This is a genomic window from Bradyrhizobium sp. PSBB068 (genome assembly GCA_016839165.1).
In the GTDB taxonomy this organism is placed as follows: Bacteria; Pseudomonadota; Alphaproteobacteria; order Rhizobiales; family Xanthobacteraceae; genus Bradyrhizobium.
Genome location: CP069300.1, coordinates 4,337,525 through 4,364,345, shown reverse-complemented (window position 1 = coordinate 4,364,345; position 26,821 = coordinate 4,337,525). Strand labels below are relative to the sequence as shown.

Genomic DNA, 26,821 nt, shown 5'->3' with positions numbered 1-26,821 from the left:
GCCATGACGCTGATGGACAATCTGTCTGAACGCGCCGCCGATCTGTCGCGACGCAACTTCCTCCGCGCCAGCGCAATCGCAGGCGGCGGCCTGCTGCTCAGCGTGAACCTGCCGTTCGCCGGCCGCGAGAGCGAGGCCGCGGCGGCGGCCGGCGACTTCGCGCCGAATGCCTTCGTCCGGATTGGTGGCGACGGCAAGGTCGTGCTGACCATGCCCTACGTCGAAATGGGGCAGGGCACCTACACCTCGATTCCGATGCTGATCGCCGAGGAGCTCGAGATCGGCCTGAATCAGGTGCAGCTCGAGCATGCGCCGCCGAGCGACAAGCTCTATGCCAACCCGCTGCTCGGCGTGCAGGCGACCGGAAATTCGAATGCGATGCGCGGTGCATGGCAGCCGATGCGAAAAGCCGGCGCCACAGCGAAGGCGATGCTGGTCGCAGCTGCGGCGAAGCGCTGGAACGTCGAGCCCGCCACATGCCGCGCCGAGAACGGCGAGGTGCATCACGCGGCCTCCGGACGCAAGCTGGGCTACGGTGAGCTCGCGGCCGATGCGGCGCAGATGCCGGTGCCGGAGAATGTGACGCTGAAGAGCCCGGCCGAGTTCAAGCTGATCGGCACGGCGGCCAAGCGGCTCGATACGCCGTCGAAGGTCAACGGCACGGCGGTCTACGGCATCGACGCGCGGCCGCCCGGGGTGAAGGTCGCGACGCTGGCGCAGTCGCCGGTGTTCGGCGGCCGGGTGAAGCGCGTGGACGATGCGGCGGCAAAGGCCGTCAACGGCGTGCGCCAGATCGTCACACTTGATGACGCGGTCGCCGTGGTGGCCGATCACATGGGCGCGGCGAAGAAAGGTCTCGCGGCGCTCACGATCGAGTGGGACGAGGGGCCGCACGCCAAGCTTGCCACCGCAGATATCGCGCGCGAGCTCGAAGCCGCCACCACCAAGCCGGGCGCGGTCGCGCAGAATATCGGCGACGCCGACAACGCGCTGGCGGGTGCGGCGACGAAAGTGGAGGCGACCTATCAGCTGCCGTTCCTCGCCCATGCCACGATGGAGCCGATGAACTGCACCGTGCATGTGCGCCCCGATGGTTGCGAGATCTGGGTCGGCAACCAGGCGCTTTCGCGTGTGCAGGCGGTGACCGCGAAGCTGCTGAACCTGCCGCCGGAGAAGGTGGTGGTGCACAATCATTTACTCGGCGGCGGCTTTGGCCGCAGGCTCGAGGTCGATGGCGTGATCCGCGCCGTGCAGATCGCCAGGCAGGTCGATGCGCCGCTCAAGTTGGTGTGGACCCGCGAGGAGGACATTCAGCACGACATGTACCGGCCGTATTGGTGCGACCGGATCTCGGTCGGGCTCGATGCATCCGGCAAGCCGATCGCCTGGAACAATCGCTTCGCCGGCTCTTCTGTGATCGCGCGCTGGGCGCCGCCGGCGTTCCGCAACGGTCTTGATCCCGACACGACGGAAGGCGCGATCGATCTCGTCTACGACATCCCGAACTTCCACGTCGAATATGTCCGGGTCGAACCACCCGGTATCCCGACCGCGTTCTGGCGCAGCGTCGGTCCCTCGCACAACGTGTTCGTCACCGAAAGCATGATCGACGAGATGGCGGCGGCCGCGAAGCAGGACCCGGTCGAGTATCGCAAGGCATTGCTTGGCAAGTCGCCGCGCGCCAAGGCGGCGCTGGAACTCGCTGCGGCCAAGGCCGGCTGGGGCGGCAAGCTGCCTGCGGGGCGCGGACGCGGCGTCTCCCTGCAGTTCGTGTTCGGCAGCTACCTTGCACTGATTGCCGAGGTCGAGGTTGCAAAGGATGGCTCAGTCCGCGTCCACCGCGTGGTCTGCGCCATGGACTGCGGCACCGTGGTCAATCCCGACACGGTGCAGGCGCAGCTGCAGAGCGGCATCAATTTCGGCGTCACCGCCGCGCTCTATGGCGAGATCACGCTGAAGGACGGTCGCGTCGAGCAGACCAATTTCGACAGCTACCAGATGCTGCGGATCGATCAGGCTCCGGCGATCGAGGTCCATATCGTGCCGAGCACCGAGCCGCCCGGCGGCATGGGCGAGACCGGGACATCGGGCATCGTGCCCGCGATCAGCAACGCGATCTTCGCGGCGACCGGTAAGCGGTTGCGGAAGATGCCCGTCGATCCGGCGGTGTTAAAGCAGGCGTGAGGTGCCACTGGCGCGATCGTGAAGTCGCACGGATTTGCAGGTTCCACTGATCCGTGCGACAAGCGGGCATGCAAATGAGGCGGCTCGTCAATTTCTGGATTCTGCTGCTCGTCGCGGCCGGGCTGTTGCTCGCGCCCGTGGCGTCGGCGTTTGCCCGGACGATGCCGCTTACGTCGGCCACCGCCATGCAGGCGATGTCCGGTCACGATGATATGCCGGATCATGTCATGTCCGGCATGGTGTCCGACGAAGCCATGTCCATGCAGGATATGGCCGACAACATGCCCTGCTGTCCGGACCAGACCAAGAGCAAGGGCTGCGACGATTGTCCGTTCCTTGCGCTCTGCATGCTCAGCGTCTCGCTGTCGGCGCCTGCCGGGGCGATGTCGCTGATCGCGCGCGAGCCGTCACGGAATGGCTTCGCCCCGCGCGACGACCGTCTGCTTGACGGGCTCGGCGCCAAGCCTCCGGATCATCCGCCTCGAACCAACGTCTGACAGGCGCTTGACGCGCCTGATCGCTGACGCGTGCGCCTGACGGCGCGCGTGCCTTCGCATGCCGCTCATGCGGTCCATCAGACGTATCGAGGATTATTACCAATGAAGTCTCTCCACCTCGCGCGCGCCGCTGCGGCCGCGCTGATCGGCGTTGCCCTGGCCCACGCGCCCGCCCATGCCGAGATCAAGAACTACGAATTCCAACTCGTTCAGCCGACCGTCAAGGCCGGCGCGGATCGCGTCGTTTCGGTGCGGTTACTCGACAAGAGCACCGGAAAGGCCGTCTCCGACGCAGTCATCTTCTCGACCCGGCTCGATATGGCGCCCGACGGCATGCAGGAGATGGCCACCAAGGTGACGCCGATGCAGTCGACTGAACCCGGCACCTACCGGTTCAAGGCGACCTTCGGCATGGCCGGCCGCTGGCAATTGTCGCTCGGCGCTAAAGTGCAGGGCGAGACCGGCTCGGTCGAGAGCAAGCTCGTCGTCACGGCCGAGCAATGAGCTCTCGAGCGATGCGGCCCTTGATATGGGCCGGCGCTGCCGCTGCGATCGCCGCAGTGGCCGGCGCCGCATGGACCGCCCGCGGCCTGCCGCCGCGGCCGGCGACCGCCGCCATCGTCTCCGCCGTGCAGGCGGCGGAGAGCGCTGCGCCGATCTATTACCGCGATCCCGACGGCAAGCCGCTCTACTCGGCGACGCCGAAGCAGACGCCCGACGGGCGCGACTATCTGCCGGTGTTCCCGGAGGCCGATGCGCAATCCGGTGAGCCCGAACAGCCGGCGAATGCGAAGTCCGCGGCCGCGAAGAGCGAGCGCAAGGTCAAATATTATCGCAACCCGATGGGGCTTGCGGACACCTCGCCGGTGCCGAAGAAGGACTCGATGGGGATGGACTACATCCCGGTCTATGACGGCGAGGACAGCGATGACGGTTCGATCACGCTGTCGCCTGGCAAGATCCAGCGCACCGGCGTCAAGTCGGAGGCCGCGCTGATGCGCCGCATCCGCACGCTGGTCCGCGCCCCCGGCACGATCCAGCTCGACGAACGGCGCGTCTCCGTGATCGCGATGCGCGCCGAGGGCTATGTGCAGAAGGTCGCCGACGTCACGACCGGCAGCCGGGTGACCAGGGGGCAGCCGCTGATGGAGGTCTATAGCCCGGCGATCTCGTCGGCTGCGGCCGAATACGTCGCGACCATCACGTCGAAGGCGACCGCAGGCATCGAGCCCTACGGGCGAGGCTCCAAGCAGCGATTGACCAATCTCGACGTCCCCGAGGCCGTCATTGCCGACATGGAGAAGAGCCGGACGGTGCCGATCGCAATTCCGTGGTCGTCGCCGCGCGACGGCATCGTGCTGCAACGCGCCGCGATCGAGGGCATGCGCGCGCAGCCGGGTGACGTGCTGTTCCGGATCGCCGACGTCTCCGTCGTGTGGGCGCTGGTCGACGTCGCCGAGCGCGATCTCGGCAATATCGGGGTCGGGCAGGATGTCACGGTGCGGGCTCGCAGCTATCCCGGCCGCGCGTTCGCGGGGAAGATCAGCATGATCTATCCGCAGGTCAACAAGGAGACACGCACCGCGCGGGTGCGGATCGAGCTGGAGAATGCCGATCTCGCGCTGCTTCCGGATATGTATGTCGACGCCGAGATCGACACCGGCAGCGCGGCGCCGGTGCTGACGGTCGCCGATAATTCCATCCTCGACACCGGCAGCCGGCAGACCGTGCTGCTTGACCGCGGCAACGGGCGGTTCGAGCCGCGTGAGGTGAAGCTCGGGCGACGCGGCGACGGCTATGTCGAGATCCGAGATGGGATCGCTGAGGGCGATGCGGTCGTCACCTCAGCCACTTTCCTGATTGACGCAGAAAGCAATCTGAAGGCGGCGATCAAGGGGTTTGCCGAGGCCGGCGCGAAGCAGGCGGCGGGCGGAAGCGAGATGATGGATGGAGGCAAGCCATGATCGCCCGCGTGATCACCTGGTCGGCGCGCAACCTGCTGCTGGTGCTGTTCGGCACCGGCTTCGCGGCGGCCGCAGGGCTCTATGCGCTGCTGCACCTGCCGCTCGATGCCATCCCCGATCTCTCGGACACCCAGGTCATCGTCTACACCGAATATCCGGGGCAAGCGCCGCAGGTGATCGAGGACCAGGTCACCTATCCGCTGACCACGGCGATGCTGACGGTGCCCAAATCCAAGGTCGTGCGCGGCTTCTCGTTCTTCGGCGTGTCCTTTGTCTATGTCATCTTCGAGGACGGCACCGACATCTACTGGGCGCGCTCGCGCGTGCTCGAATTTCTCAACAGCGCGTCACAGCGGCTGCCGGCCGGCGTCTCGCCGACGATCGGGCCCGATGCGACAGGGGTCGGCTGGGTCTACCAGTACGCCGTGATGTCGAAGCAGCTGAACCTCGCCGATACGCGCACGATCCAGGATTGGAACCTGAAATTCGCGCTGGCCAAGGCCGAAGGCGTCGCCGAGGTGGCAAGCGTCGGCGGCTTCGTCAAGCAATACAATGTGATCCTCGATCCGCAGCGGATGCGCGACCGTGGCATCACCATGCAGCGGATGCGCGATGCGATCCGCGCCAGCAATGCCGATGTCGGCGGCCGCACCGTCGAGCTCTCCGAATTCGAATACGTCATCCGCGGCAAAGGCTATCTCAGGGACATCAACGACCTCGGCAATGTCGTGCTGAAGACCGACAACGGCACGCCGGTGTTGCTGCGCGACGTCGCCCGCGTCGAGCTCGGGCCCGATGAGCGGCGCGGCATCGCCGAGCTGAACGGCGAGGGCGAGGTGGCGAGCGGCATCGTGCTGCAACGCTTCGGCATGAATGCGCTCGACGTGATCGAGAACGTCAAGAAGCGATTCAGGGAGATCGCGACCAGCCTGCCGAAATCGGTCGAGATCGTGCCGGTCTATGACCGCTCCAACCTGATCTATGCGGCGATCGACACGCTGAAGCGCACGCTGCTCGAGGAGAGCGTTGTGGTCGCGCTGGTCTGCATCGTGTTCCTGCTGCATGTCCGCAGCGCGCTGGTGGCGATCCTGATGCTGCCGGTCGGTGTGCTGATGGCGTTCGGCGCGATGAAGTTTTTCGGGATCGGCTCCAACATCATGAGCCTCGGCGGCATCGCGATCGCGATCGGCGCCATGATCGACGCGGCGATCGTGATGATCGAGAACGCGCACAAGCATCTGGAACGCGCCAAGCCTGGCCAGTCGCGGGTGTCGATCCTGATCGAGGCGGCGGCCGAAGTCGGGCCGGCGCTGTTCTTCAGCCTGCTCATCATCACCGTGTCGTTCATGCCGATCTTCACGCTGGAGTCGCAGGAGGGCCGGCTGTTCTCGCCGCTCGCCTTCACCAAGACATTTGCGATGGCGGCGGCCGCGCTGCTGTCGGTGACGCTGGTGCCGGCGCTGATGGTGATCTTCGTGCGCGGCAAAATCATTCCCGAGCACAAGAATCCGATCAACCGCTTCCTGATCTGGATCTACCGTCCGGTCATCCACGGCGTGTTGCAGGCCAAGACGCTGGTGATCCTGCTGGCGCTCGGCGCGCTCGCTGTGACCGTCTGGCCGGCGCGGCAGCTCGGCACCGAGTTCATGCCCGACCTCAACGAGGGCACGCTGCTCTATATGCCGACCACGCTGCCGGGCATCTCGGTGACCAAGGCATCCGAACTGATGCAGACCCAGAACCGCATCATCAAGAGCTTTCCGGAGGTCGCCTCGGTCTATGGCAAGGCCGGCCGCGCCGCCACGGCAACCGATCCGGCGCCGTCCGAGATGTTCGAGACCGTCGTCAACCTCAGGCCGAAGCAGGAATGGCGTAAGGGCCTCACCCTCGACGGCCTGATCGCCGAGATGGACAAGGCGCTGCAATTCCCCGGCGTCTCCAACGCCTGGACGATGCCGATCAAGGCGCGCATCGACATGCTCTCGACCGGCATCCGCACGCCTGTCGGCGTCAAGGTGATCGGCCCGGATCTTGCTGTGATCGACAAGCTCGCGCGGCAGGTCGAGCAGGTGCTCAAGGCCGTGCCCGGGACCTCGTCGGCTTATGCCGAGCGTAACCTCGGCGGCTACTATCTCGAGATCACGCCGAACCGCGAGGCGCTGGCGCGCTATGGCATCGCAGTGCAGGACGTGCAGGACACGATCGCGACCGCGCTCGGCGGCCAGAGCGTCACCACCACGGTGGAGGGGCGGCAGCGCTTCACCGTCAACATGCGCTACCCGCGCGACCTGCGCGACAATCCCGGCGCAATCGCAAACGACATCCTGGTACCGATGCCGGCCGGCGGCGCGGTGCCGCTCGGTGAGGTCGCCAACGTCACGCCGGCGCGCGGGCCGAGCTCGATCCGGACCGAGAACGGCCAGCTCGCGACCTACATCTATGTCGACATCCGCGACCGCGACCTCGGCGGCTATGTCGCCGACGCACAGCGCGCGGTGCAGGCGAGCGTGCTGTTTCCGCCGGGCACTTATCTGGTCTGGAGCGGGCAGTACGAGTATCTCGAACGCGCTGCAGCCCGGCTGAAGATCGTGGTGCCGGTGACGCTCGCAATCATCTTCCTGCTGCTCTACCTCAACTTCCGCTCGGTGGCGGAGACCCTGATCGTGATGCTGTCGCTGCCGTTCGCGCTGGTCGGGGGGCTCTGGCTGATGTGGGCGCTCGGCTTCAATCTGTCGGTTGCGGTCGCGGTCGGCTTCATCGCGCTGGCCGGCGTCGCCGCCGAGACCGGCGTCGTGATGCTGATCTACCTCAACCACGCACTGGAGGCGGCGAGGGCGCGCTGCGCCGCCGAGGGGCGGCGCATCGGTCGCGACGACCTGCACAGGGCGATCATCGAGGGCGCGGTCGAGCGCGTCCGCCCGAAGATGATGACGGTGGTCGCGATCATGGCCGGGCTACTGCCGATCCTGTGGAGCACCGGCACCGGCTCCGAGATCATGCAGCGCATCGCGGTGCCGATGATCGGCGGCATGATCTCCTCGACCTTGCTGACGCTGATCGTGATCCCCGCGATCTTCGCCATCGTGAAGGGGATCGAGATCCGCGTGAAGGTACCGGAGCGAGAGGTCGGTGCAGCCGTCGCCCGCCAACAACCGCAGCTATGACCTGGACAAGCCACTTTTTTGAAATGGAGAATGCAATGAATCGCCTCACCATAACCTGCATTGCGCTCGTTGCGTTGTCGGTCGCGGCAGCGCCGGCGCGCGCACACGAAAATCACGGTCACCAATCCTATTCGGCCGGCGAGCCCGGCGATCCCACCAAGCCGTCGCGCACCGTCGAGGTCGAGATGAAGGAGATGGAGTTCACGCCGTTCCGCATCGAGGTCAAGCGCGGCGAACAGATCCGCTTCGTGATCAGGAATGTCGGCACCGAGGATCACGAATTCCTGCTCGCGACCACCGAGGAGAATCTCAGGCATGCCGAAGTGATGAAGAAGCATCCGCACATGGAGCATGACGATCCGAACGGCGTCCGTCTCGCGCCGAAGAAGAGTGCCGAGATCGTCTGGAAGTTCACCAAGGCCGGGACGTTCGAATATTCCTGCCTGATCCCCGATCACCGCGACTACGGAATGACCGGCCGCATCATCGTGAAATGAAGCCACCAACGAGCAACAGGACGATAGCGATGAACAGGATGATCCACCTTGCGGGCGCTGGTCTGCTCATGCTGGCTCTGAGCCTGGGCGCGGCGTTCGCGCAGGCCGCTGATATCGATGGCGAGGTCAAGAAGATCGACGAGGGCGCGGGCAAGATCACGCTCAAGCATGGGCCGGCCAAGAGCCTCGGCATGGAGGCGCCGATGACGATGGTCTACCGGGTCAAGGATCCCGCGCTGCTCAAGCAGGTGAAGGTCGGCGACAAGGTCAAGTTCGAAGCCCGGGAGGGCGACGGCGGCTACACCGTCACCGCGATCCAGAAGGCGAAGTGAGGCGACGGCCGCAACGTCGGATGGTCAGACGCGTGGCCAGGCAGGCGGCATTGGCCACGCATTTACCTAAAATGATGGGGTCGCGGGAACGTCCGTGGCAGCGATGCGTTGCCGTGCATCATTTGATGCGCAGCAGGCCCCCTCATGACAGTCAACGCGGCGATACTGATGGCAGCTCTGATGCTGTCGGGGACCGTGTTGGCGCAAAGCTCCGGGCCTTCGGCGGGCTCAGTGGGGGTGGGCCAGGCGGTCGACCCGAGCACCACTGGCCAGGCGCTGAACAATGGCAGGAAGACCGGCGACAGCGGCCCAGCGATCGAGCGAGCCGCGCGCCCGGCAAAGCCGGGGGAAACCGCCGATGCCAACACGGTCGGCGCGAGCCGTCCGCAGAAGCCCGAGCGGCGGCTCGAACACTACCCGTAACTATCTGCAAATATCCGGATTCCTGGATTTATTCTTGGGGGTTTCGCCGGACCAGGCCGGCTCGGCACAGCTCTGTCTTGATCCCGTCATGCCAGGTCGGTTAGCCCAGCGTTCTGATTGGAATGCGGTGGACTCATGGCCGGGACGAGCCGGGCACAGTTTCTAGGTATCGACCGGCAGATCGGCGGCGTGCTGCTCGTTCTTGCCGTCGCGCAGGTTTTCGGCTGGGGCACCCTTGGCCTGCCGGCGATTGCCGGCCACCGGATTGCGGCCGACCTCCATGTCTCGCTGCCGATGGTGTTCGGCGGCACCTCGACGCTCTACGTGACCATGGGCCTGTGCGGGCCGCTGCTGGCGGGACCGTTCCGGCGCGTCGGGGCGCGGCGGGTGATGATGACCGGCAGCGCGGTTGCCGGGCTCGGTTTCGTCGCTCTCGCCTGCGCGCATGGGGCCGCGGGCTACTTCATTGCCTGGACGATCCTCGGGATGGCCGGAAGCGCGGCGTTGAGCACGGCCGCCTACATCATGCTGAACGAGGTGGCCGGGCGGAACGCGAAGGGCGCGATCGGCGCGCTGATGCTGGTCACCGGGCTGTCCAGCAGCATCTTCTGGCCGACCACCGCGTTCCTCGCCGAGGCGCTGGGCTGGCGCGGCACCTGCCTGGTCTACGCCGCGGCGATGCTGCTGGTCTGCCTGCCGCTCTACACGTTCGGGCTGCCACGCCGGGCAGCCCATGAGGCCGAGACGGTATCGACACCGGATCGCGCGACGGCAACGCCGCCGGTGGGCAGGGGCACGTTCGTTCTGGTGGTCGCCGCGATCGCGCTCAACGCCTTTGTCAGCTTCGGCTTCAGCGCGGTGCTGGTCGAGCTCTTGAAGGCGCAGGGGCTATCGGCCGCCGAGGCGGTCGCGTTCGGCTCGACGCTCGGCATCGTGCAGGTGTCGGCGCGCGCGATCGACTTCCTCGGCGGCGGCCGCTGGGACGGCATCACGACGGGCCTGTTCGCCGGCACGCTGCTGCCGGTCGCGATGCTGATCCTGATCGTCGGCCACGGCAGTTACGCGGCGATCGCAGCCTTCATCCTGATTTACGGCCTCGGCAGCGGCGCGCTTGCGGTGGCGCGCGCGACCATCCCGCTGGTGTTCTACGACAAGAGCGAATTTGCCAAGGCGTCGTCGCATATCGCGCTGCCGCTGAACCTGATCTCGGCGGCCTCGCCGCCGGCGCTGGCTTATCTGCTGACCCGGTTCGGCAGCAACGCCGTGCTGGAGCTCGCGTTCGCCTGTTCGGTCGGCGCGCTGGTCATGCTCGCCGTTCTCGGTCGCCGCCGGCGCGAGGTCGGGATCGCTGCGACGTCGTCATGAAAAAGCCGGCGTAGTCGTTTGACCACGCCGGCTTGATCAAGACGATCGTTGGATCGCTCAGTAAACCAGGCCGGTGCCCGGGGGCTTCTCGAGTGCTGCAGCGAGCGAGCGGTATTCGTCGCTGTTGGTGCCGGCGAGCTGGGCGATGCGGTTCAAATGGTACTGCGCCTGGTCGCGGTTGCCCTGTTCGACCTGCCAGAGGCCGTAATACTGCCAGGTGCGCACATGGGCCGGGTCGGCCTTGAGCGCGCGCTCGTACCAGATCTGCGAGACCTTGTAGTCGCCGAGCTTGCGATAGGAGTAGCCGATCAGATTGGCGACGTCGGCACGATCGTCCTGGCCGAGCGCCTTCAGCTGCTCGATCGCGGCGGTATAGTCGTGCTTGTCGTAGATCGTGGCATAGGCGGCATGGTAGCCGGCCAGGAACTTCTGATCGTCGATCGCGGAGCTCTTGTCCTTCTTGGCCGCCTTCTTGCCCTTGCTGCTGCCGCTGTCGGACGCCGGCGGCGAGGGATTTTCGCTGCCGGCGGCGTAGGCCGAGATGACCGGCCCGGCGGCGAGCGTCATCGAGAGCACTGCGAGGCCTAGAAACTTCGTCGTCTTGCTCATTCCTGGTTGCTCCTGATCGTTCCTGATCGTGCTCGGTAATCCTACACCCAAGCCTGCTGACTTGAACACCCGAGGGTGCAGAACATTCCCGGCCGATCCCACGATTGCGTGAGGACTGCGACCCGCAGGAGCGGGCAACATGACCAAGATGTCATTCACATGAATGAATTCCGTCCATGCCCTTCAGAACGGGTTCAGTGCGCGGCCCCTAAGGTCGCATGCATTGATCGGTGAGGCCGACCATCCGGCCGGAGACCTCTCGATCCCGAAGAGGAGGACCACCATGTTGAAGACGATTTCCGCCGCGCTGCTCGCCGTGTCCGTCATCGCAGCGCCCGCGCTCGCCGCCGAAACCGGCAAGACCGCAACCCCCGCGCCCGCGACCACCACCGCCCCGGCGACGACTGCCCCGGCGACCAAGGCCGCCCCTGTCATCAAGAGCGAGCAGCTGCCGTCGAAGGTGCGCAATGCCAACGCCAAGCTGCACCACAAGCACTATCGCCATCACCGCCACCACAAGCACATGGGCATGCTGAAGGTGAAGTCGCCGAAGCACGCGACCAAGCACGTTCACGCCAAGGTCGCGAGCAAGCACGTCGTGCCGGCCAAGCGTGGCTGATCGAGCGAGGCTGAACTGATCTCGAGTCTGATCCCTGGGGCGTAGTTCGCTCCACATTGCCCCGCTACGCCCTCAGCGACAAAGGCAAAGCCTTTGCGCAGGGATGCAGAACCGGCCCGTCCGTCCATTGCTTCCCCAATGGCGGCGGGCCGGAGTGCGTTTGGCTTCAGTTGAGACCCGCCGTCGCGGGCCGGAATAACCGAGTTGCGAATTCCCCGCCTGGCGGTTTATGAGACCGGCCGGGGACCCATGAAACAGCTGACCTTGCGGACATCATCAAAACTGGCGGCAATCCTGCTGCTCTCGATTCCGCTCGCCGGTTGCCTCACCAGCGATGACGGCGGCGGTTCGACCACGTTCACCGACGATCGTGGTGTCGCCAACCAGCCGTTTCCCGACCGTTATCGCGAGCAGATCGTCGCTTTCATGCGTATCTACCTGAACAATCCGGTCGGGGTCCGCGAGGCGGCCATTGCCGACCCGGCGCAGCGCACCATCGGCGGCCGGCTTCGCTACATGGTGTGCGTGCGCTACAGCGCCAGGGAGACCGACGGCAATTATCGCCCGACCCGGGAGCGGGGGATCATGTTCGTCGACGGCCGGCTCGACCGCATTCTCGACAATCCCGCCGAGCCCTGCGCCGGCGCATCCTACGCGGCATTTCCGGAACTGGAAAAAATGGCGCGCTAGGCGTGATCCGGAAGAAAGCGTGAAGCGGTTTGCCCGCGCGACAAGCACGGAGCGTTTGCGCGAAGATCATGCCCGCGCCATAGGCCGCGGCGGCCTGTCGCAGCCCTGACCAGTTCGTGAGCGAATTCCGATCACTTTTCGGGGAGTGCTGAACTTCACCTTAGCCGTTTGCGACTTACATACAGCCGAAATACGGCTGCTTAACCTGTGAAAAACCTTCTGCGCCAAGGAACAAGCGGGCGTTGTTGCGACCCCGCTACAGCTCGGAAACATCACGGGTCTGGCATTGCCCCAAGGCAACCTAATTGACGTCACGTTGTTTGGTTTAACAGCGCAGCGTTCGTAACGGGGATCAGAGATGAAGACGTTTTTGCTCGGCACAGTCGCGCTGGTCGCCCTCGCGGGCCCGGTGTTTGCGGCTGACATGCCGGCTCGCACCTATACCAAGGCCCCGCCGCCCTATACCGCACCGGCGCTCGTCTACAATTGGACCGGTTTCTATATCGGCGGCCATGTCGGCGGCGCGTTCACCGACGGCACCAACCTGATGGGCAGCGATGCGCGCTTCATGGGCGGCGTGCAGGGCGGCTTCGACTATCAGTTCGCGCCCAACTGGGTGATGGGCGTCGAGGCGCAGTACTCCTGGCTGCCCAGTTCCTCGAACAACAATGGCGTGCTGCTCCCCGGCGGGACGCTGGTGACCGGGAATACCGACCAGCTCGGTTCGGTGACCGGCCGCCTTGGCTACACCTGGGGTCCGGCGTTGCTCTACGCCAAGGGCGGTTACGCCTGGCGCGACAACAATAACATCACGGCGACGGTCGGCGGCGTGCCGGCGGCCTTCACCACCGACGGCGGCCACAAGGACGGCTATACCGTCGGCGCGGGCCTCGAATACATGTTCGCCCCGAACTGGTCGGCGAAGGCCGAATACCAGTACTACAATTTCGGCAAGACCAACTTCACCAGCGGCCCGGCCGACCTAGTCGGCACAAGCTTCCGGAACGACGAGCATACCGTCAAGGTCGGGGTCAACTACCGCTTCGGCTGGGGCGGTCCGGTGGGCTCCCGCTACTGATTGCGTCTTCTTCCATCAACATCAAAGGCCGCCTCCGTGGCGGCCTTTTTTGGCCTGACGTTTGCTTGTTCAGCCGGTATTCACGCCTGATCGTGCAATGCAAAAAATAATTCCTGCATTGCACGGAACTTTCATCGTGATCCGTTATTATGCGAACGCCGGGGCTGGTGGACAAACAAAAATGCGTAGCTTTGCGTTAGGGCTGATCCTCTCTGCGGTCGCTGTGCCGTGCGTTGCCCAGACTGTGCTTAAATCCGAACCCTTGTCGCTTGCGCCATATGAGGTCGTGCTGGTCCAGGACGTGTCCTGCACGGCGGGCAAAGTCCTCAAGGTGACGGGCGCAATCCGCGGTCTGCATCGGCGGAAGATCTGCGTTTCGCTCGCCGCCGAACAGGCTTCATTGGCGACGGCGACGCCGTAGGAGCAACGCGACGATCGCACCGGTACCCGGTCCGCTCCTGCGCGCCGGGCGATCTGCCGTCGCCTAGTTCAACCGCGGCTCCTGCCGCGCTTCGCGATCGGCATCGGCCTTGTTCTTGACCGGGTCCTCGTTCGGATCGAGCTGGCAGGGTCGGATCTCGTAGTCATTGTCCAGCACCGGGCGCGGCGAAGACGTCTCCTCCTCGGAGACAGCATCCACCACCAGCCCCGATTTCCGGGCCAGCTTCCAGACGTCAGCCTCGGTCGGATACGCCTTGCTCAGCTTGGTGTCCTGATAGAATAGCGCGTACGGCATTTTGTCGTTCCCCAATCGGCGACAACGCCAATGACGGTTCTGGGTTTCGGGGGAGATCACCCGTTCCAATCACGGAACCGTGAGCCGGGTCCACAGCAAGCATCTGAAATTGTGAGTCATTTCGGTCCTTTTGCCGGAGGGCCTGAGTCCTTAATGAGCGGTAAATCCCGGAAAAAAGAATCCCCGGGACTCTCCGGGTAGAATCGCCGGATGCTTCGGCCCATGAGAGCGATCCACCAGCCCCCCTACGAACGCGTGCAGCTCGCGCTTGCGGTTGTGCTGCTCGCGGCCTGCGCCGCCAACGTGGCGCTGGTCTGGTCCTGGCTCTAGTTTCTCTCCGCGCGGACCGATTGCTGGCGTGCCCAGCGAAAACGCCGTAGCCCCGCAACGCTCGTAGCGATTGACGGTTCGGCCGTTCCTTCCATCATTGCCGGCAGAACAAGTGCCTGCTGCGCTCTTCCGCGGACGGGCCGCGGCCAGGGTGGAGCTGACATGATCGAGATGCTGAAGGAACGGGTTAATCGCGACGCCGGCCTGGTGCGGCGCGGCCGCTATCTCACCACGACATTCCTGCTGGAGATCGGCAAGACCGACTGGTTGATCGCGATCCATGAGGGCCGGGTCATGGCGGTGACCAAGGGGCCGTTCGTGATGCCGTCGTGGTCGTTTGCGCTGCGCACCTCGGACGAGGAGTGGGACAGGTTCTGCGAACTCAGACCACCGCCGGGCTCAAACGACCTGATGGCGCTGATCAAGCGCCGGGCGCTCAAGGCCGAGGGCGAGCTGCAGATCTTCATGGCGAACCTGCGCTACTTCAAGGAAGCGCTCGGCAAGCTGCGCCGTGAGGGAGTGCCGGCATGAGCGCCAATTTCGAACCGATCGTCGGTCGTTATATGCATCTCGAGCTGTCCGGCCGGGCGCACCGCGTCTATGTCGAGGAGGCGGGCGAGGGCACGCCGCTGCTCTGCCTGCACACCGCCGGCGCCGACGGGCGGCAGTATCGCGGCCTGATGAACGATGCCCGTGTGACGCGCAACCATCGCGTCATCGCCTTCGACATGCCCTGGCACGGCAAGTCGTCGCCGCCGCAAGGCTGGCACGACGAGGAGTACCAGCTCACCTCGGCACAATACACGGCGATGATCCTGGCCGTGATCGACGCACTCGACCTCGACAAGCCGATCGTGATCGGCTGCTCGATCGGCGGCCGGATCGCGCTGCATCTTGCGCTCGAGCATCCCGAACGCTTCCGCGCCATCATCGGCCTGCAGGCCGGCGCGCATGTCGATCCCTATTACGACCTGAATTTCCTGCACCGGCCCGACGTGCACGGCGGCGAGGTTGCTGCCGCCATCGTTTCCGGCCTCGTCGGCCCCGACGCGCCCGACAAGGAGAAATGGGAGACGCTGTGGCATTACATGCAAGGCGGCCCGGGCGTGTTCAAGGGCGACCTCTATTTCTACAAGATCGACGGCGACATCCGCGCCCGCGTCGCCGAGATCGACACCGAACGCTGCCCGCTGTTCCTGCTGTCAGGTGAGTACGATTATTCCTGCACGCCGGAGGAAACGCTGGCGGTGGCGAGCAGCATTGCCGGCTGTGAGGCCACCATCATGAACGGCCTCGGCCATTTCCCGATGAGCGAGAATCCGGGTGAGTTCCTGAAGCATCTGCTGCCGGTGCTGGAAAGGGTCGGCGGGCGCTAGGGCTGCGCGCCACGCCCAAGTCAGGCATGGCCCGTCTCAAGGTTTCGGCTGCATGCCCTGCAAGAACCGAAGCGGGTTGAGCGGGCCGATCGGGATCAGCTCGAAGCTCATCATATGGGCTTTGCCCAAAGGCAGCTTTTCGAGCATCTCGTGCGCGACGGCCGGATCGGTGACGTTGATGATGAAGGCCACGCCCGGCTTTCCCTGGAGCGAGTACCACTGCTCGATCTTGCCGGCGAGGTAGAGATCGACGGTTTCGCGAACTTCCTCGGGGAGAACAGCACGCACTTGCGATTGTTCAAAGCCGGGATTGATGGTGCCGATGGCGAGAATTTTGGTCGTCGGCGTGGTTTTCATGGCGGCGTCTTGCGCGCTTGCGCAATTGATGCCGGCAAGCCAGCCCACAAGAGCCAATGCGGCGGCAGCAACGAATCTCATGTTATCTCCCTTCGGTGTGGTATGACAAACTGCGTATCCACGTGGACGGCGTGAACCGGTTGCGCGGGAGGTCTCGATGCTTCCGAAAGCTGAAGCGGCATATTTCGCGATTGCCGACATCTCCGGCTACACCAACTTCCTGGCGGCGGTCGAACTCGACCACGCGCAGGATATCATCGCCGATTTCATGGATGTTGTGGTGAAGGGGCTGCGCCCGCCATTTCGCCTCGCCAAGTTCGAGGGCGACGCCGCATTCGTCTACTCGACCGCGACGATCGACGGCTCGCTGCTGCAGGACGCGATCGAGGGGGCCTATTTCAAATTCCGCCGGCGCCTGCGCGACATCCGCCAGGCCTCGACATGCGAGTGCCGGGCCTGCGTCGCGATGGGCGATCTCGATTTCAAATTCGTGATCCATCACGGCGAGATGGTGAAGCAGAAGATGGGCGGCAGGGAAGAACTCGCCGGGCGCGATGTCATCCTGGTCCACCGGCTGCTCAAGAACAGCGTTGGCGAAAAGCTTGGCGGCCGTGCCTACGCGCTCTACAGCGACGCGGCGATCCGCGCCATGGGCGTCGATCCGGTGGCGCAGGGGCTCATCCCGCATCACGAGACCATCGACATCATCGGCGATGTGACGCTATGGGTCCGCGATCTCGAAGCGGCGTGGCAACAGGACGACGCGCAGCTTCGGATGGAGGTGACGCGCGAAGACGCCTACGCCATCCTCGAGTTCGACATCGCCGCGCCGCGGCAGACGGTGTGGGAGTTCATCACCGTGCCCGGGCAATGGCGGAAATGGTGGGACGCCGACGACATCGTCGAGGAGTCGGGCAAGGGGCGACGCGGTGTCGGCACCAAAAATCATTGCGCGCACGGCAACCATACCAATGTCGAGGAGACGCTCGACTGGCGTCCGGTCGATTACTTCACGGTCGGCATCACGCTGCCGGTGCCCGGCGCGCCGCGCATCATCATGACCCGGGCAGTTCTGGACGGTCCGGACGGAACGTCCCGTTTCGAACTGCGGATCGCCAAGCCGAAGCCGAAGGACAAGGCATTCCTCGATGGCGCCGCGGCCAAATTCGCCGAACGCATGACCCAGGCTATGGCTGGCCTGCGGTCTATGGTCGAAGGCGGGCAGCCCGGCCTCGACGCCATGGCAGAGCCGGCGCCGGCGCCCTCGAGCGGGCGCTTCCTGACCGAGCCGGTGAAAACCGGCGCGCGGGGCTGAAGTCCAGTCGTCGGTTCGGAGATTAAAGCGCGCCGGTTACTTGCCGGAGCGCGGCAGCTCGCTGTTGTCGCGGATCGCGGCGCGGACCTTGGCCATGGTCGTGGTGCAGTACTCCTCACGCTCTCTGAGGAAGCGCTGTTGCTGTGCGCGGAAGTTGGCAACCCGTTCCCGGACCTCGGACCCAAAGTCACCACGGATGTCGAGCTTCGGGAAGTGCGGCGGCTGCGCCGGTGGCGGCGGGACTTCGACGACCGTCACCGCTAGGGGCGACGGAGCGGGGGGCAGGCCCTCAAGCACGGTAGGCACTGGAAGCGGGGGCGGCATGACCACCCTCGGGGCCTCCGTTTGGGCCTCGGCCGCAGGCTTGAGCTCCGGTGTAACCTTGGTCTCCAAGGCGGCCCTTGTCTCCAAGGCCGGTTCGGTCGCGGCTGGCGTTGCGGCGGTCCGCTGGGCAGGCGCCGCCACCTCGGCGTCGGGCAGCTTGCCCTTCACCGACTGTACGAAGGCCATTGTCTGCGCGATCAGGAGATCGCGTTCTTTCATCCATTTCATGGCGCACCTTGAGCGCGCGGATTCCAGCAAAGCAACCGCGCGGAATCAAGCACCGGTCATCATGATGGTTGACGAAGACGCCTGTTTCACGGGTGCGGTGACATAATTGTGACAATCGCCGGGCGTGGGCACCGTCAGCACAGGCGGGCATTGGCGTTCGAGACGAACGGGGTACCGGCGATCCGGACCGGCGGCTGACAATGTAGCGGCGCTTGATTCGGGACCGGCCGAGGTGCGGCGGGCGCGGCGGCAATGCCGCTGATCTTGTACGGGGGACGATATTCGCGACGGGGCGGGAGCGGAGTGGGCAGCCTTAGTGGGCGGTCACCGCCTCGACGGGGGCCGATTCGGCGCCGCGGGCCTCGATCAGGTCGGCGTAGCGGCCATACTCCTCGGCCATTTCGAGCAGCTTTTCGCGCACCGCGGCGTCGGTAACCTGGCGGGCGAGCCGTCGCGCTTGATCGGACTGGAAGCGGTAATGTGCTGTGTCGGACATGGTGGGCTCCTCACACATGTGTAAGGGCCACCGGGCAAAGGTTCATCAAGGCGTCATTGAAGGGTCGGCGGGCGATCAGTCAGCGCGGTCGCGTGCCCCGCCTTGTCCTCGCGGACCTCGACCTCGAACCAGCCCATCTCCTTCAGTTCGCGTGCCTTCTTCTCGGCCGCGTCTTCGCTGTCGCGCTTCAGCACGATTTGGCTGGTGCCGTCCCGGGCAAGGATCAAATAGGTCATTGGCTGAGTCCCATCCGCATTCTGCATACCCCGTTTCGGGCCGCAAGGACAGAAGCAAGGCGAGGGGTGGGTGATCCTACGGGGATGATCCCACGATTCCTGCCAAGAGCAGGCGTGGTCGGTTGCGGTTTACCAACCGGTCCCGGATCGCAGCGCGGTTCGGACGACATGCAGATGCGCAGCCTGCGGCGCGCGCCGGGCAGCGCAATCGATGATGCGAAGCTGAAGACCGGAGTCATACGGTTCTCTCCGTGCTTGTGGGGAATCGAGCCAAGCGCTTTGATTGAATCGCACGCACGTGTTCGGATTGCTCCTGGGGACGAACACCCGGCGTGAGCCGCAAAAAAATCTGGATGGAGGACTCGATGCCCAGGCACTTCGGTTTGAAAGTGACATCCGCAGCAGGACGGTCTGCGTTCACGGGATCATCAAGAGACTTGCAGGCGCGGACCGCGTCGGCAGCTGGATCGAAGAACCTTGCTGCGGCCAGCGCACCGGCGTCAAAGCTTTCGTCTCCGTCCGCGGAACTGCCGTATTCACCTGCGAGCTGGCGGGGCTGCTGCGGTCGGCGATCCATCTCGGTAGACTGACGAGCCAAGCGAGGAGCCGTTGGCTGCCCGGTCCTTACGGCTGGGACGGGCTGTGCTTCTTCTCGCGCCTCAGGTCCATGCGATCGATGCGCTCATCGATCAGTCGATTCAGCCTCTCGTCCTGCAGTGTATCCTTCCTGAACAGCCCGCCATGCAGGCGATAGGCGAGGAGAAGCAGGACGACGGCAACGCCGACGAGATAGTAGGACCAGTCCATCGTCAGAACCGCGTCTGATAACCTCTATTGCCGCAACCAAGCGGTAGGGCCGGTGCGGGCACCTTGTCCAACGCTATCCTCAGTCCCGTCTGCCGGACATGGTTCGAAATATCAATCGGATGCAACAGCCGCAACACGGAGAGGTCTGACCAACGATGCGAGGCGGCGTTGCCGGCGGCTGGCCGGCACGAGCGCAGGTCAGCTCAATTGGAGCCCGCGAGAATGATCAGATTGTTGTACACGGGCGTCGCAATGAAGGCGACCACATAGGCCATCTGGCGTTCGCTTTTGCCGCGCCAAAGCATCCACATCACGAGATAGGTCAGACCCAGCTTGGCAATCAGCCACCATTCGCCCAGCCACTCCTGGGTGAACCGCATGAACGGGTTCAGTTCGCCCATTCCGCGCTGCAATATCTCGTTGGTGGTGATGAGATCCGAGTAGCCCATCAGCAGGGCAGAGACGAGCAGCATTGCCTTCAGCAGAGATGTCCTCGCCCGCAGCTGCTTTTCCGTCATCCGGTGAGTGCCCGAATTCGCGTGTGGCTTCCCTGTTGCACAAGTTTGCGGACTATTTTCGGTGAGTGCAAGTTCCACGACCCGGTTGTCCAACGCCAAGTCTTGGCAGACCGCGCGGCAAACCGGCGTTCGGCGGGTGCGATGAGCCAGCGTGGAGAGCTGGTGCCGGCTGAGGGGATTGAACCCCCGACCTTCAGTTTACAAAACTGCTGCTCTACCGCTGAGCTAAGCCGGCAACATCGGAATGATTTGCGCGCTCGCATAGCAGACTTGGCGCGCCAGGGCCAGAACCCGACGGCCCGACCAGGGCCAGAGCCCGGAAGGCCCTGATCGACCGCTTCGCCTCCGGCCGGGCAGCAAAAAGGCGGCCCGAAGGCCGCCCTTTGCGTATCGTCGTCTCGGCCGGAGCTACTGGCTGGCAGGGGGGCTGTCGGCCGTCGCTGCCGCGGAACCAGGTACCGGGGGTGCAGACAAAGCCGTTCTGCCGCCTTGCCCCGCGTTCAAACCACTGTGAAGTTCCGGTAGCCGGCGCATGATGCGTTCCGGACCATGCGGGCTTTAACGAGAATTGCGTGTACAGCAGTGTTCGATCTGGCGTCGGCGCGGGGAATTGATGTTCGGAATCTTGAGTCTTGGCTTTCTGCTCGGCATGCAGCATGCGCTGGAGCCGGATCACATCGCAGCCGTATCAAGCATCGCGGCGCGCCGGACCCATGTCGGTGACATCGTCAAGCATGGCCTGACCTGGGGCCTCGGTCATACGCTGACGCTGTTCATTTTTGCCGGCGTCGCGATCCTGCTCGGACGGGCGATTCCCGAAACGGTGTCGCAGCCGATCGAGACCGCGGTCGGCGTCATGCTGGTCGGGCTCGGTGCGCATGTGTGGTGGCGGCTGTGGCGCGACCGCGTGCATTTCCACAGCCATTCGCATGGCGACACCACGCATTTCCACGCCCATAGCCACGCGGGCGAGACCGGGCCGCACGCCCGCGCCGCGCACAGCCACGGGCACGGCTTCCGCTGGCGCACGCTGCTGGTCGGCCTGATGCACGGCATGGCCGGGTCGGCGGCGCTGCTGGTATTGACGGTGTCGCAGGCGCCGAGCCCGGTGATCGGGCTAGGCTATGTCGCGCTGTTCGGGGTCGGCTCGATGATCGGCATGGGCGTGCTGTCCAGCGTGATCGCGGTGCCGCTCGCAGCCTCCGCGCGCTGGCTGACCTGGGCCAATCGCGGCCTGCAGATGGCGGTCGGCGCGGTCACGATTGCGATCGGCATCCACTCGATCGTCGAGAACGCCTTCACCTGACACGGGCTCGCCCAGGACCGCCGTTAACGATTTCTGATCCCGCTCGGCCGCATTGACCGGTTGCCGATGCTTACGCGTTAGGCTTACCGCCAGTTTGGCCCGCGTCCTTAACCCTTCCGCCGAGCTGTTGGACTAGGCTGCTCCTGGAACAATTCGGGACGCTGGGTGATCATGCGCGCAACTCTTGCGCTGGCGATATTGGCTGCGATGACCTCGACGGCGCTGGCCGGCGGCGGCTTCGACATCGTCGTGCCCAACCGTCCCGGCGTGCCCATCATCATCAATGGCGTCGACGCCTCCTACGCGGTGGTCGAAAGCGCGATGGGGCTCGCGCGCAACGAGTCGATGGTGCCGACCATCTATGGCGGCCGCCCGATCGATCCGGTGCCGAATGTCGGCCACTATTATCCGAGCCTCGGCCACATGCCGGGTTACGGCCGCCTCGAGATCGAGCCGCCGGCCAACCGCCAACTGCCCAAGCCCGCCGAGAGCTATCATGAATCATGGTCGGCGCGATCGGCGCCGCTGCCGGCGCAATCCTCCGTGCCGGTCGATCCGCCGGCGGTGATCTACGCACCGCAATTCAACGGGCCGCAGCCGCTGCCGGGGCCGGTCCCGCGGCCACCGCGCCCCCGGGGCCCCTAAATCAAGAGCCCCGTGAACCGGGGTCCTTACATAGCCACCAAGAGCTACGCGACGAACAGAGAGACCTACAGGAGAGAGTAATGCGTCAAATGATCAAAGGACTGATTGCGGCGGTGGCCGTCATGGTGACCGCACCCGCAATGGCATGCGGCTTCAACCCTTGCGGCTATTCCGCGCCTGTCGTGAATTACGGCTGCGGCGGTTGCGGTGGCTACGGCTACGGTTATGGCGGTTACGGCGCGGTCGAACGCCTGCCCGACCCGGAGGCGGCCTATCCCGACACGGCGCAGCAGTACTACTACGTCAACCAGGGACCGACCTACACCGGCCCGGGCAACTGGGCGCCGCGTCCGTACTACCGCGAAGGCTATGGCCGTCCGTACTACGGATATCGCCACTATGGCTATCGCCATCACTATCGGCCGTACCGTCCGCACTACGGCTACCGCTATGGCTACGCGCATCGCGCGCCGGCCTATCACTATGGCCACCGCGTGCTGCGCCGCTACTACTGATCCGGCGATCTGTCGAAGACATCAGCGCCCGTTCGCATGACGCGAGCGGGCGCTGTTCGTTTGATCATTGAAGTCGGGTCGCTTCGGTAGCCGGCGCCGCATCAGCTGCAGATGCGCGCGGCCAAAATATCGAAAACAACCCCATGCAAAGGGGCCGGCGGCGATCGGCCTTCGACGGGGCGACTGTCGACGGGGCGACTTGACACGTCGGGCAAATCAGGGGTGGATTTCGAATATTCAGAAATTCGTGCGAGCGCCGTCTCACAAGCGCCCCGGACCGCAGGCTCCGCAGCCCATCAAGTGCCGCGGCCGATCCGGATATCAAGCTAACCCATCAGCCCAAGCCGGCTGGCGCCGATATAGAGCGCGAGCGCGGCGGCGTTCGACACGTTCAGGCTCTTGATCGCGCCGGGCATGTCGAGGCGGGCGACCACGCGGCAGGTCTCGCGCGTCAATTGCCGCAGGCCCTTGCCTTCGGCGCCGAGCACCAGCGCGAGCGGCTGTTGCAATTGAACCTTGCCGAGATCCTCGGTGCCCTCGCTGTCGAGCCCGACGGTCTGGAAGCCGTGCTCGTTCAGCTCGTTCAGCGCGCGCGCCAGGTTCTGCACCGTGACGACAGGCACCAGCTCGAGCGCGCCGGAGGCCGACTTCGCCAGCACGCCGGTTGCCTCCGGGCTGTGGCGGGCGGTGGTGACGATCGCCTTCACGGCGAATGCCGCCGCCGAGCGCAGGATGGCGCCGACATTGTGCGGGTCGGTGATCTGGTCGAGCACCAGCACGATGCCTTCCTGCGCCAGCGTGTCGATATCGGGCGAGGGCAGGGGATCGGCCTCCGCCAAGAGGCCCTGATGCACGGCATCGGGGGTGAGGCGGCGGTCGATATCGCCGGGCCGGACGATCTCCGGGGTGACGCGGGTCGCGATGTTCTCCTCGGCGAGGCGCTTGGCGGCGTTCTCGGTGAGGTAAAGCTTGCGGATCTGCCGGTCCGGGTTTGCGAGCGCGGCCGCCACCGTGTGCCAGCCATACAGAATCACCGGCCCGTCGGAACCGGATTCGCGGTCCCGCCGGCCTTGCGGGCGGCCGAATTTCGGCCCTTTTTGGAAGGGTTTACCGCCCTTGCCTCGGAAATTAGGTCTGCGGTCGCGGTCGCTCATGTGAGGCTTGTGTCACGGGTGTCGCAGAATGGCAATTTAACCGGCAAATTGCGCGCCCGCTTGGTTGACTTTGGGGACCGCCTTCCCCCATAAACGCGCCCGACCGCGCACCCGCTTCGGGTCGGCCGGTTATCAGCGTCATTTCGATGACCCGGTCCGCCGCCACTCGCGCGGCCGGTTCGACGCTGTTGGACGGGGGAGTGTCCCGAGTGGCAAAGGGAGCTGACTGTAAATCAGCCGCCTCATGGCTTCGCAGGTTCGAGTCCTGCCTCCCCCACCAGCCCGACATTGCAGCACCGCTGCGGTTGCGGTTTTTGATCCAGCTATCCAGCTCACGACCGATCTTGATTCGCCGCATCGGGTGTCTTCCTCGCGACCCGCACCGAGGCCGACGTCGAAGCGTGGCGCTGCCGGCAGGGATGAACCGAGGAGACCGGCTGCCGCTGCGGTTTAAGTGGGCAATCCAACCGCTCCAATTGTGTCTGCGCTCCCGGGAGTGGTAGCACTCGCCCTTGCGCGGGAAAAATCCCGCGAGGCGGGGGCGCGGGAATGCGGCAGGAGCTGCGGGCGTTGACCGGTCTGCGAGGGGCAGCCGCCATGGCCGTTGCTCTCGCGCATTTCAAGAATGCCTTTCCTGCCAATGCCGGCGCCGCATTCATGTGGCACAACGCCGTCGACCTGTTCTTCTGCCTCAGCGGATTCACGCTGTCCTATGTCTACAGCCGCGACACGTTCCGCTTCTCGGACTATCTGACGGCGCGCATTGCCCGCGTCTATCCGCTCTATCTGGTCTGCCTGATCTCTGCCGGCGCGCTCTATGTGTGGCCGCGCCTGATCGATCCAGTCACCTATCCCGCCAGCCGCGCTGCCTTGGACTTCGCGCTGCAGCTCGTCATGCTGAATGGATGGCCCGTGATCGGCACCGGCATGCACTGGGACGCGCCGGCCTGGTCGCTCTCGGCCGAGTGGTTTTGCTACGTTGCGCTGTTCCCGCTGCTGCTGTTCCGGAACGCGCCGCCCACGGCTGCCGCCAGGTTTCTCGGCATCGTGCTTTGCTCCGCCGTCGGCTATTGGCTGTTCGCTCGCTACTTTTTTGAAGGCAGCATCGGCAGCGTCCCGGAAAGCCAGGTGAGCTACTGGGTCCCGTTGGGGCGGGCAACCTGCGGATTCGTGTCGGGCTGGCTCGCCTTCGCAAGCTTCCAGCGCCGCGACGGGCTTCATGCCGCGTGCACGCGATTTTCCGGCGCGATCTGGTGCGGCGTCGCGCTCATTGTGCTGCTGGCCTATCGCGGGCCGACCAACCCGCAGATGCTGGTGTTCGTGTGGCCGTTCGTGGTGCTCGCTGGAACCGGCGAGGATTCGCTCAGTTCGCGGCTGCTTGGGTCGAAGCCGATGCACTTCCTCGGCGTCATCTCCTACTCGATCTATATGACGCATTTCATCATCCTGACCACGTTCATGACGACGTTCGGCCCGCTCGACACCTGGTCCCCGGCGATTTTCGGCCTGCTGGCCGGAACGACCGTCGCGGTGTCGATCGGCGCGCATGTCGTGCTCGAGGTGCCGGCGCGCGATGCGATCCGCGGCCTGCGGCGCTTGCGACGGGTTCAGGCGGGTACTTGAAAGGCCAATCAGCCGGCGCAAGGCGACAGAGGTCGCAGGCCTCGATCGGTCATCGCATGCGCGGATAGGTCTGCATGTCCGGGGCATTGCACATCCAAGGTGTGTCAATGAACTGTAACGAACGCTGACTAGAGTGACTGACACGTGACGATTGTATGAAGCTGGGATTCCGCCCATGTTCGCGGCTCTTCATCTGCCGCGACCCGCAGGCGTGGTGTTGTGGCGGACCGTGTTTGTCGGACTGAGCTTGTTTTTTCTTGCCGATAGCGCCGATGCTGCGCAGGACGAGCAGGTTCGTTTCGAGATTGCAGCCCAGCCGTTGGCCAGCGCGCTCGACGCCTACAGCGCCGCCACGGGGCTTGAGGTGTTTTACGACGGCGCACTCGTGGCCGGGCAGCGCTCTCGCGCCATTCACGGCGTGCTGGAACCAAAAGCGGCGTTGCGCGAACTTCTCGCAGGAAGCGGACTGACTGCGCGCAGCACCGGCATGCGCAGCTTCACGCTTGTCTCGTCGGCGTCGATCCGGGTCGCCGGCGCGACCGATCAATCATATTTCGCGACGCTCCAGAAGGAGGTCTCTCGTGCCCTGTGCGCCCACGCCGAGACCCGGCCGCGCGACGTCGATGTGCTGCTCAAGGTCTGGATTGCGGCGTCCGGCCTGATCGAGCGCGCCCAGCTGTTCGATATCTCGACGGGCACGCAGCGGAGCGTCGATGTTGTCGGCACGCTGCAAAGGTTGTCGCTCGGAGCGCCGCCGGCGGATATGCCGCAGCCGGTCACGATCGCGATTCTCGCGCAGGCGCCAGGCGAGCCGGTCGGGTGTGGCCGTGCCGCGAGCGGGCCGAGGTAACGGCCGCGCATGAACCACTCCAATCGCGATCTGCTGCGGCAACTCTTCGTTCTCGGTTACGATGACCTGCGCGCCAGGCTGACACGGCGGCTGGGCTCGGCCGAGCTTGCCAACGACGTGCTGCACGACACCTGGTTGCGGCTCGATCGTGCGGCTCCGCCGGGCGAGCTGCGCAGCCCGAGAAGCTATCTGATCCAGATGGCTTTCCATGCCGCGCTGTCGCACTGGAGGGGCGAGAAGCGCCTGGTGACCTTGTCGGACGCCAAGGCCGCGATCGGCCTCGTCGACGAAGCTCCCGATCCGGAACGTGCCGCGAACGCGAGGTCCGAAGTGGAGGCGCTGAGGCGGGCGCTGGCGGAATTGACGCCGCGCCGGCGCCAGATCTTGCTGTTGTCGCGGCTGGACGGCATCGTGCTGCGCGACATCGCCGCTCGTCTCGGGATCTCGCAGCGGCTGGTTGAGCTCGAGTTGAAACATGCGCTGGCGCATTGCGCGCTCCGGCTTGGGCGGGATGTCGTTCAAAGATTCGGTCCGAGGACGCGAAAAGACTCTGAGGATTGAGAGGCCATGGATCGACTGCGGG

General features: G+C 65.0%; 30 protein-coding genes, 2 tRNA genes and 1 pseudogene. 23 read left to right on the top strand and 10 right to left on the bottom strand.

Annotated elements, in window-relative coordinates:
• Positions 1-3 precede the first annotated feature (3 nt).
• From JQ507_20310 to JQ507_20270, 9 genes are all read left to right on the top strand, one after another.
• Positions 4-2,184: a xanthine dehydrogenase family protein molybdopterin-binding subunit gene (locus JQ507_20310; GenBank protein ID QRI67327.1), complete on the top strand. Its 2,181-nt coding sequence runs from the start codon at positions 4-6 to the stop codon at positions 2,182-2,184.
• Between the two features lie 68 nt (positions 2,185-2,252).
• Complete coding sequence (locus JQ507_20305) at positions 2,253-2,681, top strand: hypothetical protein (GenBank protein QRI67326.1); 429 nt, start codon at positions 2,253-2,255, stop codon at positions 2,679-2,681.
• 102 nt (positions 2,682-2,783) lie between these two features.
• A complete protein-coding gene (locus JQ507_20300) occupies positions 2,784-3,185 on the top strand; it encodes a FixH family protein (protein ID QRI67325.1) in 402 nt (133 codons plus the stop codon).
• An 11-nt stretch (positions 3,186-3,196) separates the two neighbouring features.
• A complete protein-coding gene (locus JQ507_20295) occupies positions 3,197-4,645 on the top strand; it encodes an efflux RND transporter periplasmic adaptor subunit (protein ID QRI67324.1) in 1,449 nt (482 codons plus the stop codon).
• Positions 4,642-7,809, top strand: coding sequence for an efflux RND transporter permease subunit (locus tag JQ507_20290; protein ID QRI67323.1), 3,168 nt, complete (start codon positions 4,642-4,644; stop codon positions 7,807-7,809). Before JQ507_20295 ends, JQ507_20290 begins: the two co-directional genes overlap by 4 nt.
• 23 nt (positions 7,810-7,832) lie before the next feature.
• Entirely contained in the window at positions 7,833-8,306 is a 474-nt protein-coding gene (locus JQ507_20285; GenBank protein ID QRI67322.1) for a cupredoxin family protein, read from the top strand.
• A 29-nt stretch (positions 8,307-8,335) separates the two neighbouring features.
• The gene (locus JQ507_20280) at positions 8,336-8,638 is read left to right on the top strand and encodes a copper-binding protein (GenBank protein QRI67321.1); all 303 of its coding nucleotides are present in this window, start codon (positions 8,336-8,338) and stop codon (positions 8,636-8,638) included.
• A gap of 144 nt (positions 8,639-8,782) precedes the next feature.
• The gene (locus JQ507_20275) at positions 8,783-9,061 is read left to right on the top strand and encodes a hypothetical protein (GenBank protein QRI67320.1); all 279 of its coding nucleotides are present in this window, start codon (positions 8,783-8,785) and stop codon (positions 9,059-9,061) included.
• Between the two features lie 135 nt (positions 9,062-9,196).
• Positions 9,197-10,426 carry an MFS transporter gene (locus JQ507_20270; protein QRI67319.1) on the top strand — a complete coding sequence of 410 codons (1,230 nt, stop codon included), beginning with the start codon at positions 9,197-9,199 and terminating at the stop codon, positions 10,424-10,426.
• Positions 10,427-10,483: 57 nt separating this feature from the next.
• Here JQ507_20270 and JQ507_20265 read toward each other — a convergent pair whose 3' ends face one another.
• Positions 10,484-11,035, bottom strand: a complete 552-nt coding sequence (locus tag JQ507_20265) for a tetratricopeptide repeat protein (protein QRI67318.1) — start codon at positions 11,033-11,035, stop codon at positions 10,484-10,486.
• A 223-nt stretch (positions 11,036-11,258) separates the two neighbouring features.
• Between JQ507_20265 and JQ507_20260 the strand changes: the two genes are divergently transcribed.
• The 4 genes from JQ507_20260 to JQ507_20245 all read left to right on the top strand — a co-directional run bounded on the left by JQ507_20260 (position 11,259) and on the right by JQ507_20245 (position 13,843).
• Positions 11,259-11,654 (top strand): hypothetical protein, encoded by a 396-nt coding sequence (locus tag JQ507_20260; GenBank protein QRI67317.1) that lies wholly within the window; start codon positions 11,259-11,261, stop codon positions 11,652-11,654.
• A gap of 264 nt (positions 11,655-11,918) precedes the next feature.
• Positions 11,919-12,344 carry a hypothetical protein gene (locus JQ507_20255; GenBank protein QRI73432.1) on the top strand — a complete coding sequence of 142 codons (426 nt, stop codon included), beginning with the start codon at positions 11,919-11,921 and terminating at the stop codon, positions 12,342-12,344.
• A gap of 358 nt (positions 12,345-12,702) precedes the next feature.
• The gene (locus JQ507_20250) at positions 12,703-13,422 is read left to right on the top strand and encodes a porin family protein (GenBank protein QRI67316.1); all 720 of its coding nucleotides are present in this window, start codon (positions 12,703-12,705) and stop codon (positions 13,420-13,422) included.
• Positions 13,423-13,603: 181 nt separating this feature from the next.
• Complete coding sequence (locus JQ507_20245; GenBank protein QRI73431.1) at positions 13,604-13,843, top strand: hypothetical protein; 240 nt, start codon at positions 13,604-13,606, stop codon at positions 13,841-13,843.
• Between the two features lie 63 nt (positions 13,844-13,906).
• On the opposite strand, the gene JQ507_20240 is transcribed toward JQ507_20245, so the two are convergent.
• The gene (locus JQ507_20240) at positions 13,907-14,158 is read right to left on the bottom strand and encodes a hypothetical protein (protein QRI67315.1); all 252 of its coding nucleotides are present in this window, start codon (positions 14,156-14,158) and stop codon (positions 13,907-13,909) included.
• A gap of 399 nt (positions 14,159-14,557) precedes the next feature.
• Between JQ507_20240 and JQ507_20235 the strand changes: the two genes are divergently transcribed.
• Both JQ507_20235 and JQ507_20230 read left to right on the top strand, forming a co-directional pair.
• Positions 14,558-15,019: a hypothetical protein gene (locus JQ507_20235; GenBank protein ID QRI73430.1), complete on the top strand. Its 462-nt coding sequence runs from the start codon at positions 14,558-14,560 to the stop codon at positions 15,017-15,019.
• Entirely contained in the window at positions 15,016-15,864 is an 849-nt protein-coding gene (locus tag JQ507_20230; protein QRI67314.1) for an alpha/beta hydrolase, read from the top strand. Before JQ507_20235 ends, JQ507_20230 begins: the two co-directional genes overlap by 4 nt.
• A 36-nt stretch (positions 15,865-15,900) precedes the next feature.
• On the opposite strand, the pseudogene JQ507_20225 reads toward JQ507_20230, so the two are convergent.
• A pseudogene (locus JQ507_20225) lies at positions 15,901-16,212 on the bottom strand (hypothetical protein).
• Between the two features lie 166 nt (positions 16,213-16,378).
• Here JQ507_20225 and JQ507_20220 point away from each other — a divergent pair.
• On the top strand, positions 16,379-17,536 hold the full coding sequence (locus JQ507_20220; protein QRI67313.1) for a DUF2652 domain-containing protein: 1,158 nt from the start codon (positions 16,379-16,381) through the stop codon (positions 17,534-17,536).
• Positions 17,537-17,572: 36 nt separating this feature from the next.
• Here JQ507_20220 and JQ507_20215 read toward each other — a convergent pair whose 3' ends face one another.
• From JQ507_20215 to JQ507_20190, 6 genes are all read right to left on the bottom strand, one after another.
• Positions 17,573-18,088, bottom strand: coding sequence for a hypothetical protein (locus JQ507_20215; protein QRI67312.1), 516 nt, complete (start codon positions 18,086-18,088; stop codon positions 17,573-17,575).
• Positions 18,089-18,401: 313 nt separating this feature from the next.
• Positions 18,402-18,584 (bottom strand): hypothetical protein, encoded by a 183-nt coding sequence (locus JQ507_20210; protein ID QRI67311.1) that lies wholly within the window; start codon positions 18,582-18,584, stop codon positions 18,402-18,404.
• 53 nt (positions 18,585-18,637) lie between these two features.
• On the bottom strand, positions 18,638-18,820 hold the full coding sequence (locus tag JQ507_20205) for a hypothetical protein (protein QRI67310.1): 183 nt from the start codon (positions 18,818-18,820) through the stop codon (positions 18,638-18,640).
• A gap of 624 nt (positions 18,821-19,444) precedes the next feature.
• Complete coding sequence (locus JQ507_20200; GenBank protein QRI67309.1) at positions 19,445-19,627, bottom strand: hypothetical protein; 183 nt, start codon at positions 19,625-19,627, stop codon at positions 19,445-19,447.
• Between the two features lie 203 nt (positions 19,628-19,830).
• A complete protein-coding gene (locus tag JQ507_20195) occupies positions 19,831-20,097 on the bottom strand; it encodes a hypothetical protein (protein QRI73429.1) in 267 nt (88 codons plus the stop codon).
• 208 nt (positions 20,098-20,305) lie between these two features.
• A tRNA-Thr gene (locus JQ507_20190) sits at positions 20,306-20,380 on the bottom strand.
• A 378-nt stretch (positions 20,381-20,758) separates the two neighbouring features.
• On the opposite strand from JQ507_20190, the gene JQ507_20185 reads away from it, so the two are divergent.
• The 3 genes from JQ507_20185 (at position 20,759) to JQ507_20175 (ending at position 22,611) form a co-directional block, all read left to right on the top strand.
• A complete protein-coding gene (locus tag JQ507_20185; protein QRI67308.1) occupies positions 20,759-21,451 on the top strand; it encodes an urease accessory protein in 693 nt (230 codons plus the stop codon).
• A gap of 171 nt (positions 21,452-21,622) precedes the next feature.
• On the top strand, positions 21,623-22,096 hold the full coding sequence (locus JQ507_20180) for a hypothetical protein (GenBank protein ID QRI67307.1): 474 nt from the start codon (positions 21,623-21,625) through the stop codon (positions 22,094-22,096).
• 80 nt (positions 22,097-22,176) lie between these two features.
• Positions 22,177-22,611, top strand: a complete 435-nt coding sequence (locus JQ507_20175; GenBank protein QRI67306.1) for a hypothetical protein — start codon at positions 22,177-22,179, stop codon at positions 22,609-22,611.
• A gap of 326 nt (positions 22,612-22,937) precedes the next feature.
• Here JQ507_20175 and rlmB read toward each other — a convergent pair whose 3' ends face one another.
• Entirely contained in the window at positions 22,938-23,765 is an 828-nt protein-coding gene (gene rlmB / locus JQ507_20170; protein ID QRI67305.1) for a 23S rRNA (guanosine(2251)-2'-O)-methyltransferase RlmB, read from the bottom strand.
• Positions 23,766-23,959: 194 nt separating this feature from the next.
• Here rlmB and JQ507_20165 point away from each other — a divergent pair.
• From JQ507_20165 to JQ507_20150, 4 genes are all read left to right on the top strand, one after another.
• Positions 23,960-24,045 (top strand) — tRNA-Tyr (locus JQ507_20165).
• Between the two features lie 269 nt (positions 24,046-24,314).
• Positions 24,315-25,388, top strand: a complete 1,074-nt coding sequence (locus JQ507_20160) for an acyltransferase (GenBank protein ID QRI67304.1) — start codon at positions 24,315-24,317, stop codon at positions 25,386-25,388.
• Positions 25,389-25,617: 229 nt separating this feature from the next.
• Positions 25,618-26,238 (top strand): STN domain-containing protein, encoded by a 621-nt coding sequence (locus JQ507_20155; GenBank protein ID QRI67303.1) that lies wholly within the window; start codon positions 25,618-25,620, stop codon positions 26,236-26,238.
• Positions 26,239-26,247: 9 nt separating this feature from the next.
• A complete protein-coding gene (locus JQ507_20150) occupies positions 26,248-26,799 on the top strand; it encodes an RNA polymerase sigma factor (GenBank protein ID QRI67302.1) in 552 nt (183 codons plus the stop codon).
• Positions 26,800-26,821 lie beyond the last annotated feature (22 nt).

Excerpts from the sequence above, each read along its gene's own strand:
- JQ507_20310 (QRI67327.1), top strand. The coding sequence starts at position 4 with ATGACGCTGATGGACAATCTGTCTGAACGCGCCGCCGATCTGTCGCGA.
- JQ507_20305 (QRI67326.1), top strand. The coding sequence starts at position 2,253 with ATGCAAATGAGGCGGCTCGTCAATTTCTGGATTCTGCTGCTCGTCGCG.
- JQ507_20300 (QRI67325.1), top strand. The coding sequence starts at position 2,784 with ATGAAGTCTCTCCACCTCGCGCGCGCCGCTGCGGCCGCGCTGATCGGC.
- JQ507_20295 (QRI67324.1), top strand. The coding sequence starts at position 3,197 with ATGCGGCCCTTGATATGGGCCGGCGCTGCCGCTGCGATCGCCGCAGTG.
- JQ507_20290 (QRI67323.1), top strand. The coding sequence starts at position 4,642 with ATGATCGCCCGCGTGATCACCTGGTCGGCGCGCAACCTGCTGCTGGTG.
- JQ507_20285 (QRI67322.1), top strand. The coding sequence starts at position 7,833 with ATGGAGAATGCAATGAATCGCCTCACCATAACCTGCATTGCGCTCGTT.
- JQ507_20280 (QRI67321.1), top strand. The coding sequence starts at position 8,336 with ATGAACAGGATGATCCACCTTGCGGGCGCTGGTCTGCTCATGCTGGCT.
- JQ507_20275 (QRI67320.1), top strand. The coding sequence starts at position 8,783 with ATGACAGTCAACGCGGCGATACTGATGGCAGCTCTGATGCTGTCGGGG.
- JQ507_20270 (QRI67319.1), top strand. The coding sequence starts at position 9,197 with ATGGCCGGGACGAGCCGGGCACAGTTTCTAGGTATCGACCGGCAGATC.
- JQ507_20265 (QRI67318.1), bottom strand. The coding sequence starts at position 11,035 with ATGAGCAAGACGACGAAGTTTCTAGGCCTCGCAGTGCTCTCGATGACG.
- JQ507_20250 (QRI67316.1), top strand. The coding sequence starts at position 12,703 with ATGAAGACGTTTTTGCTCGGCACAGTCGCGCTGGTCGCCCTCGCGGGC.
- JQ507_20245 (QRI73431.1), top strand. The coding sequence starts at position 13,604 with ATGCGTAGCTTTGCGTTAGGGCTGATCCTCTCTGCGGTCGCTGTGCCG.
- JQ507_20240 (QRI67315.1), bottom strand. The coding sequence starts at position 14,158 with ATGCCGTACGCGCTATTCTATCAGGACACCAAGCTGAGCAAGGCGTAT.
- JQ507_20230 (QRI67314.1), top strand. The coding sequence starts at position 15,016 with ATGAGCGCCAATTTCGAACCGATCGTCGGTCGTTATATGCATCTCGAG.
- JQ507_20220 (QRI67313.1), top strand. The coding sequence starts at position 16,379 with ATGCTTCCGAAAGCTGAAGCGGCATATTTCGCGATTGCCGACATCTCC.
- JQ507_20215 (QRI67312.1), bottom strand. The coding sequence starts at position 18,088 with ATGAAATGGATGAAAGAACGCGATCTCCTGATCGCGCAGACAATGGCC.
- JQ507_20210 (QRI67311.1), bottom strand. The coding sequence starts at position 18,584 with ATGTCCGACACAGCACATTACCGCTTCCAGTCCGATCAAGCGCGACGG.
- JQ507_20205 (QRI67310.1), bottom strand. The coding sequence starts at position 18,820 with ATGACCTATTTGATCCTTGCCCGGGACGGCACCAGCCAAATCGTGCTG.
- JQ507_20200 (QRI67309.1), bottom strand. The coding sequence starts at position 19,627 with ATGGACTGGTCCTACTATCTCGTCGGCGTTGCCGTCGTCCTGCTTCTC.
- JQ507_20185 (QRI67308.1), top strand. The coding sequence starts at position 20,759 with ATGTTCGGAATCTTGAGTCTTGGCTTTCTGCTCGGCATGCAGCATGCG.
- JQ507_20180 (QRI67307.1), top strand. The coding sequence starts at position 21,623 with ATGCGCGCAACTCTTGCGCTGGCGATATTGGCTGCGATGACCTCGACG.
- JQ507_20175 (QRI67306.1), top strand. The coding sequence starts at position 22,177 with ATGCGTCAAATGATCAAAGGACTGATTGCGGCGGTGGCCGTCATGGTG.
- rlmB (QRI67305.1), bottom strand. The coding sequence starts at position 23,765 with ATGAGCGACCGCGACCGCAGACCTAATTTCCGAGGCAAGGGCGGTAAA.
- JQ507_20160 (QRI67304.1), top strand. The coding sequence starts at position 24,315 with ATGCGGCAGGAGCTGCGGGCGTTGACCGGTCTGCGAGGGGCAGCCGCC.
- JQ507_20150 (QRI67302.1), top strand. The coding sequence starts at position 26,248 with ATGAACCACTCCAATCGCGATCTGCTGCGGCAACTCTTCGTTCTCGGT.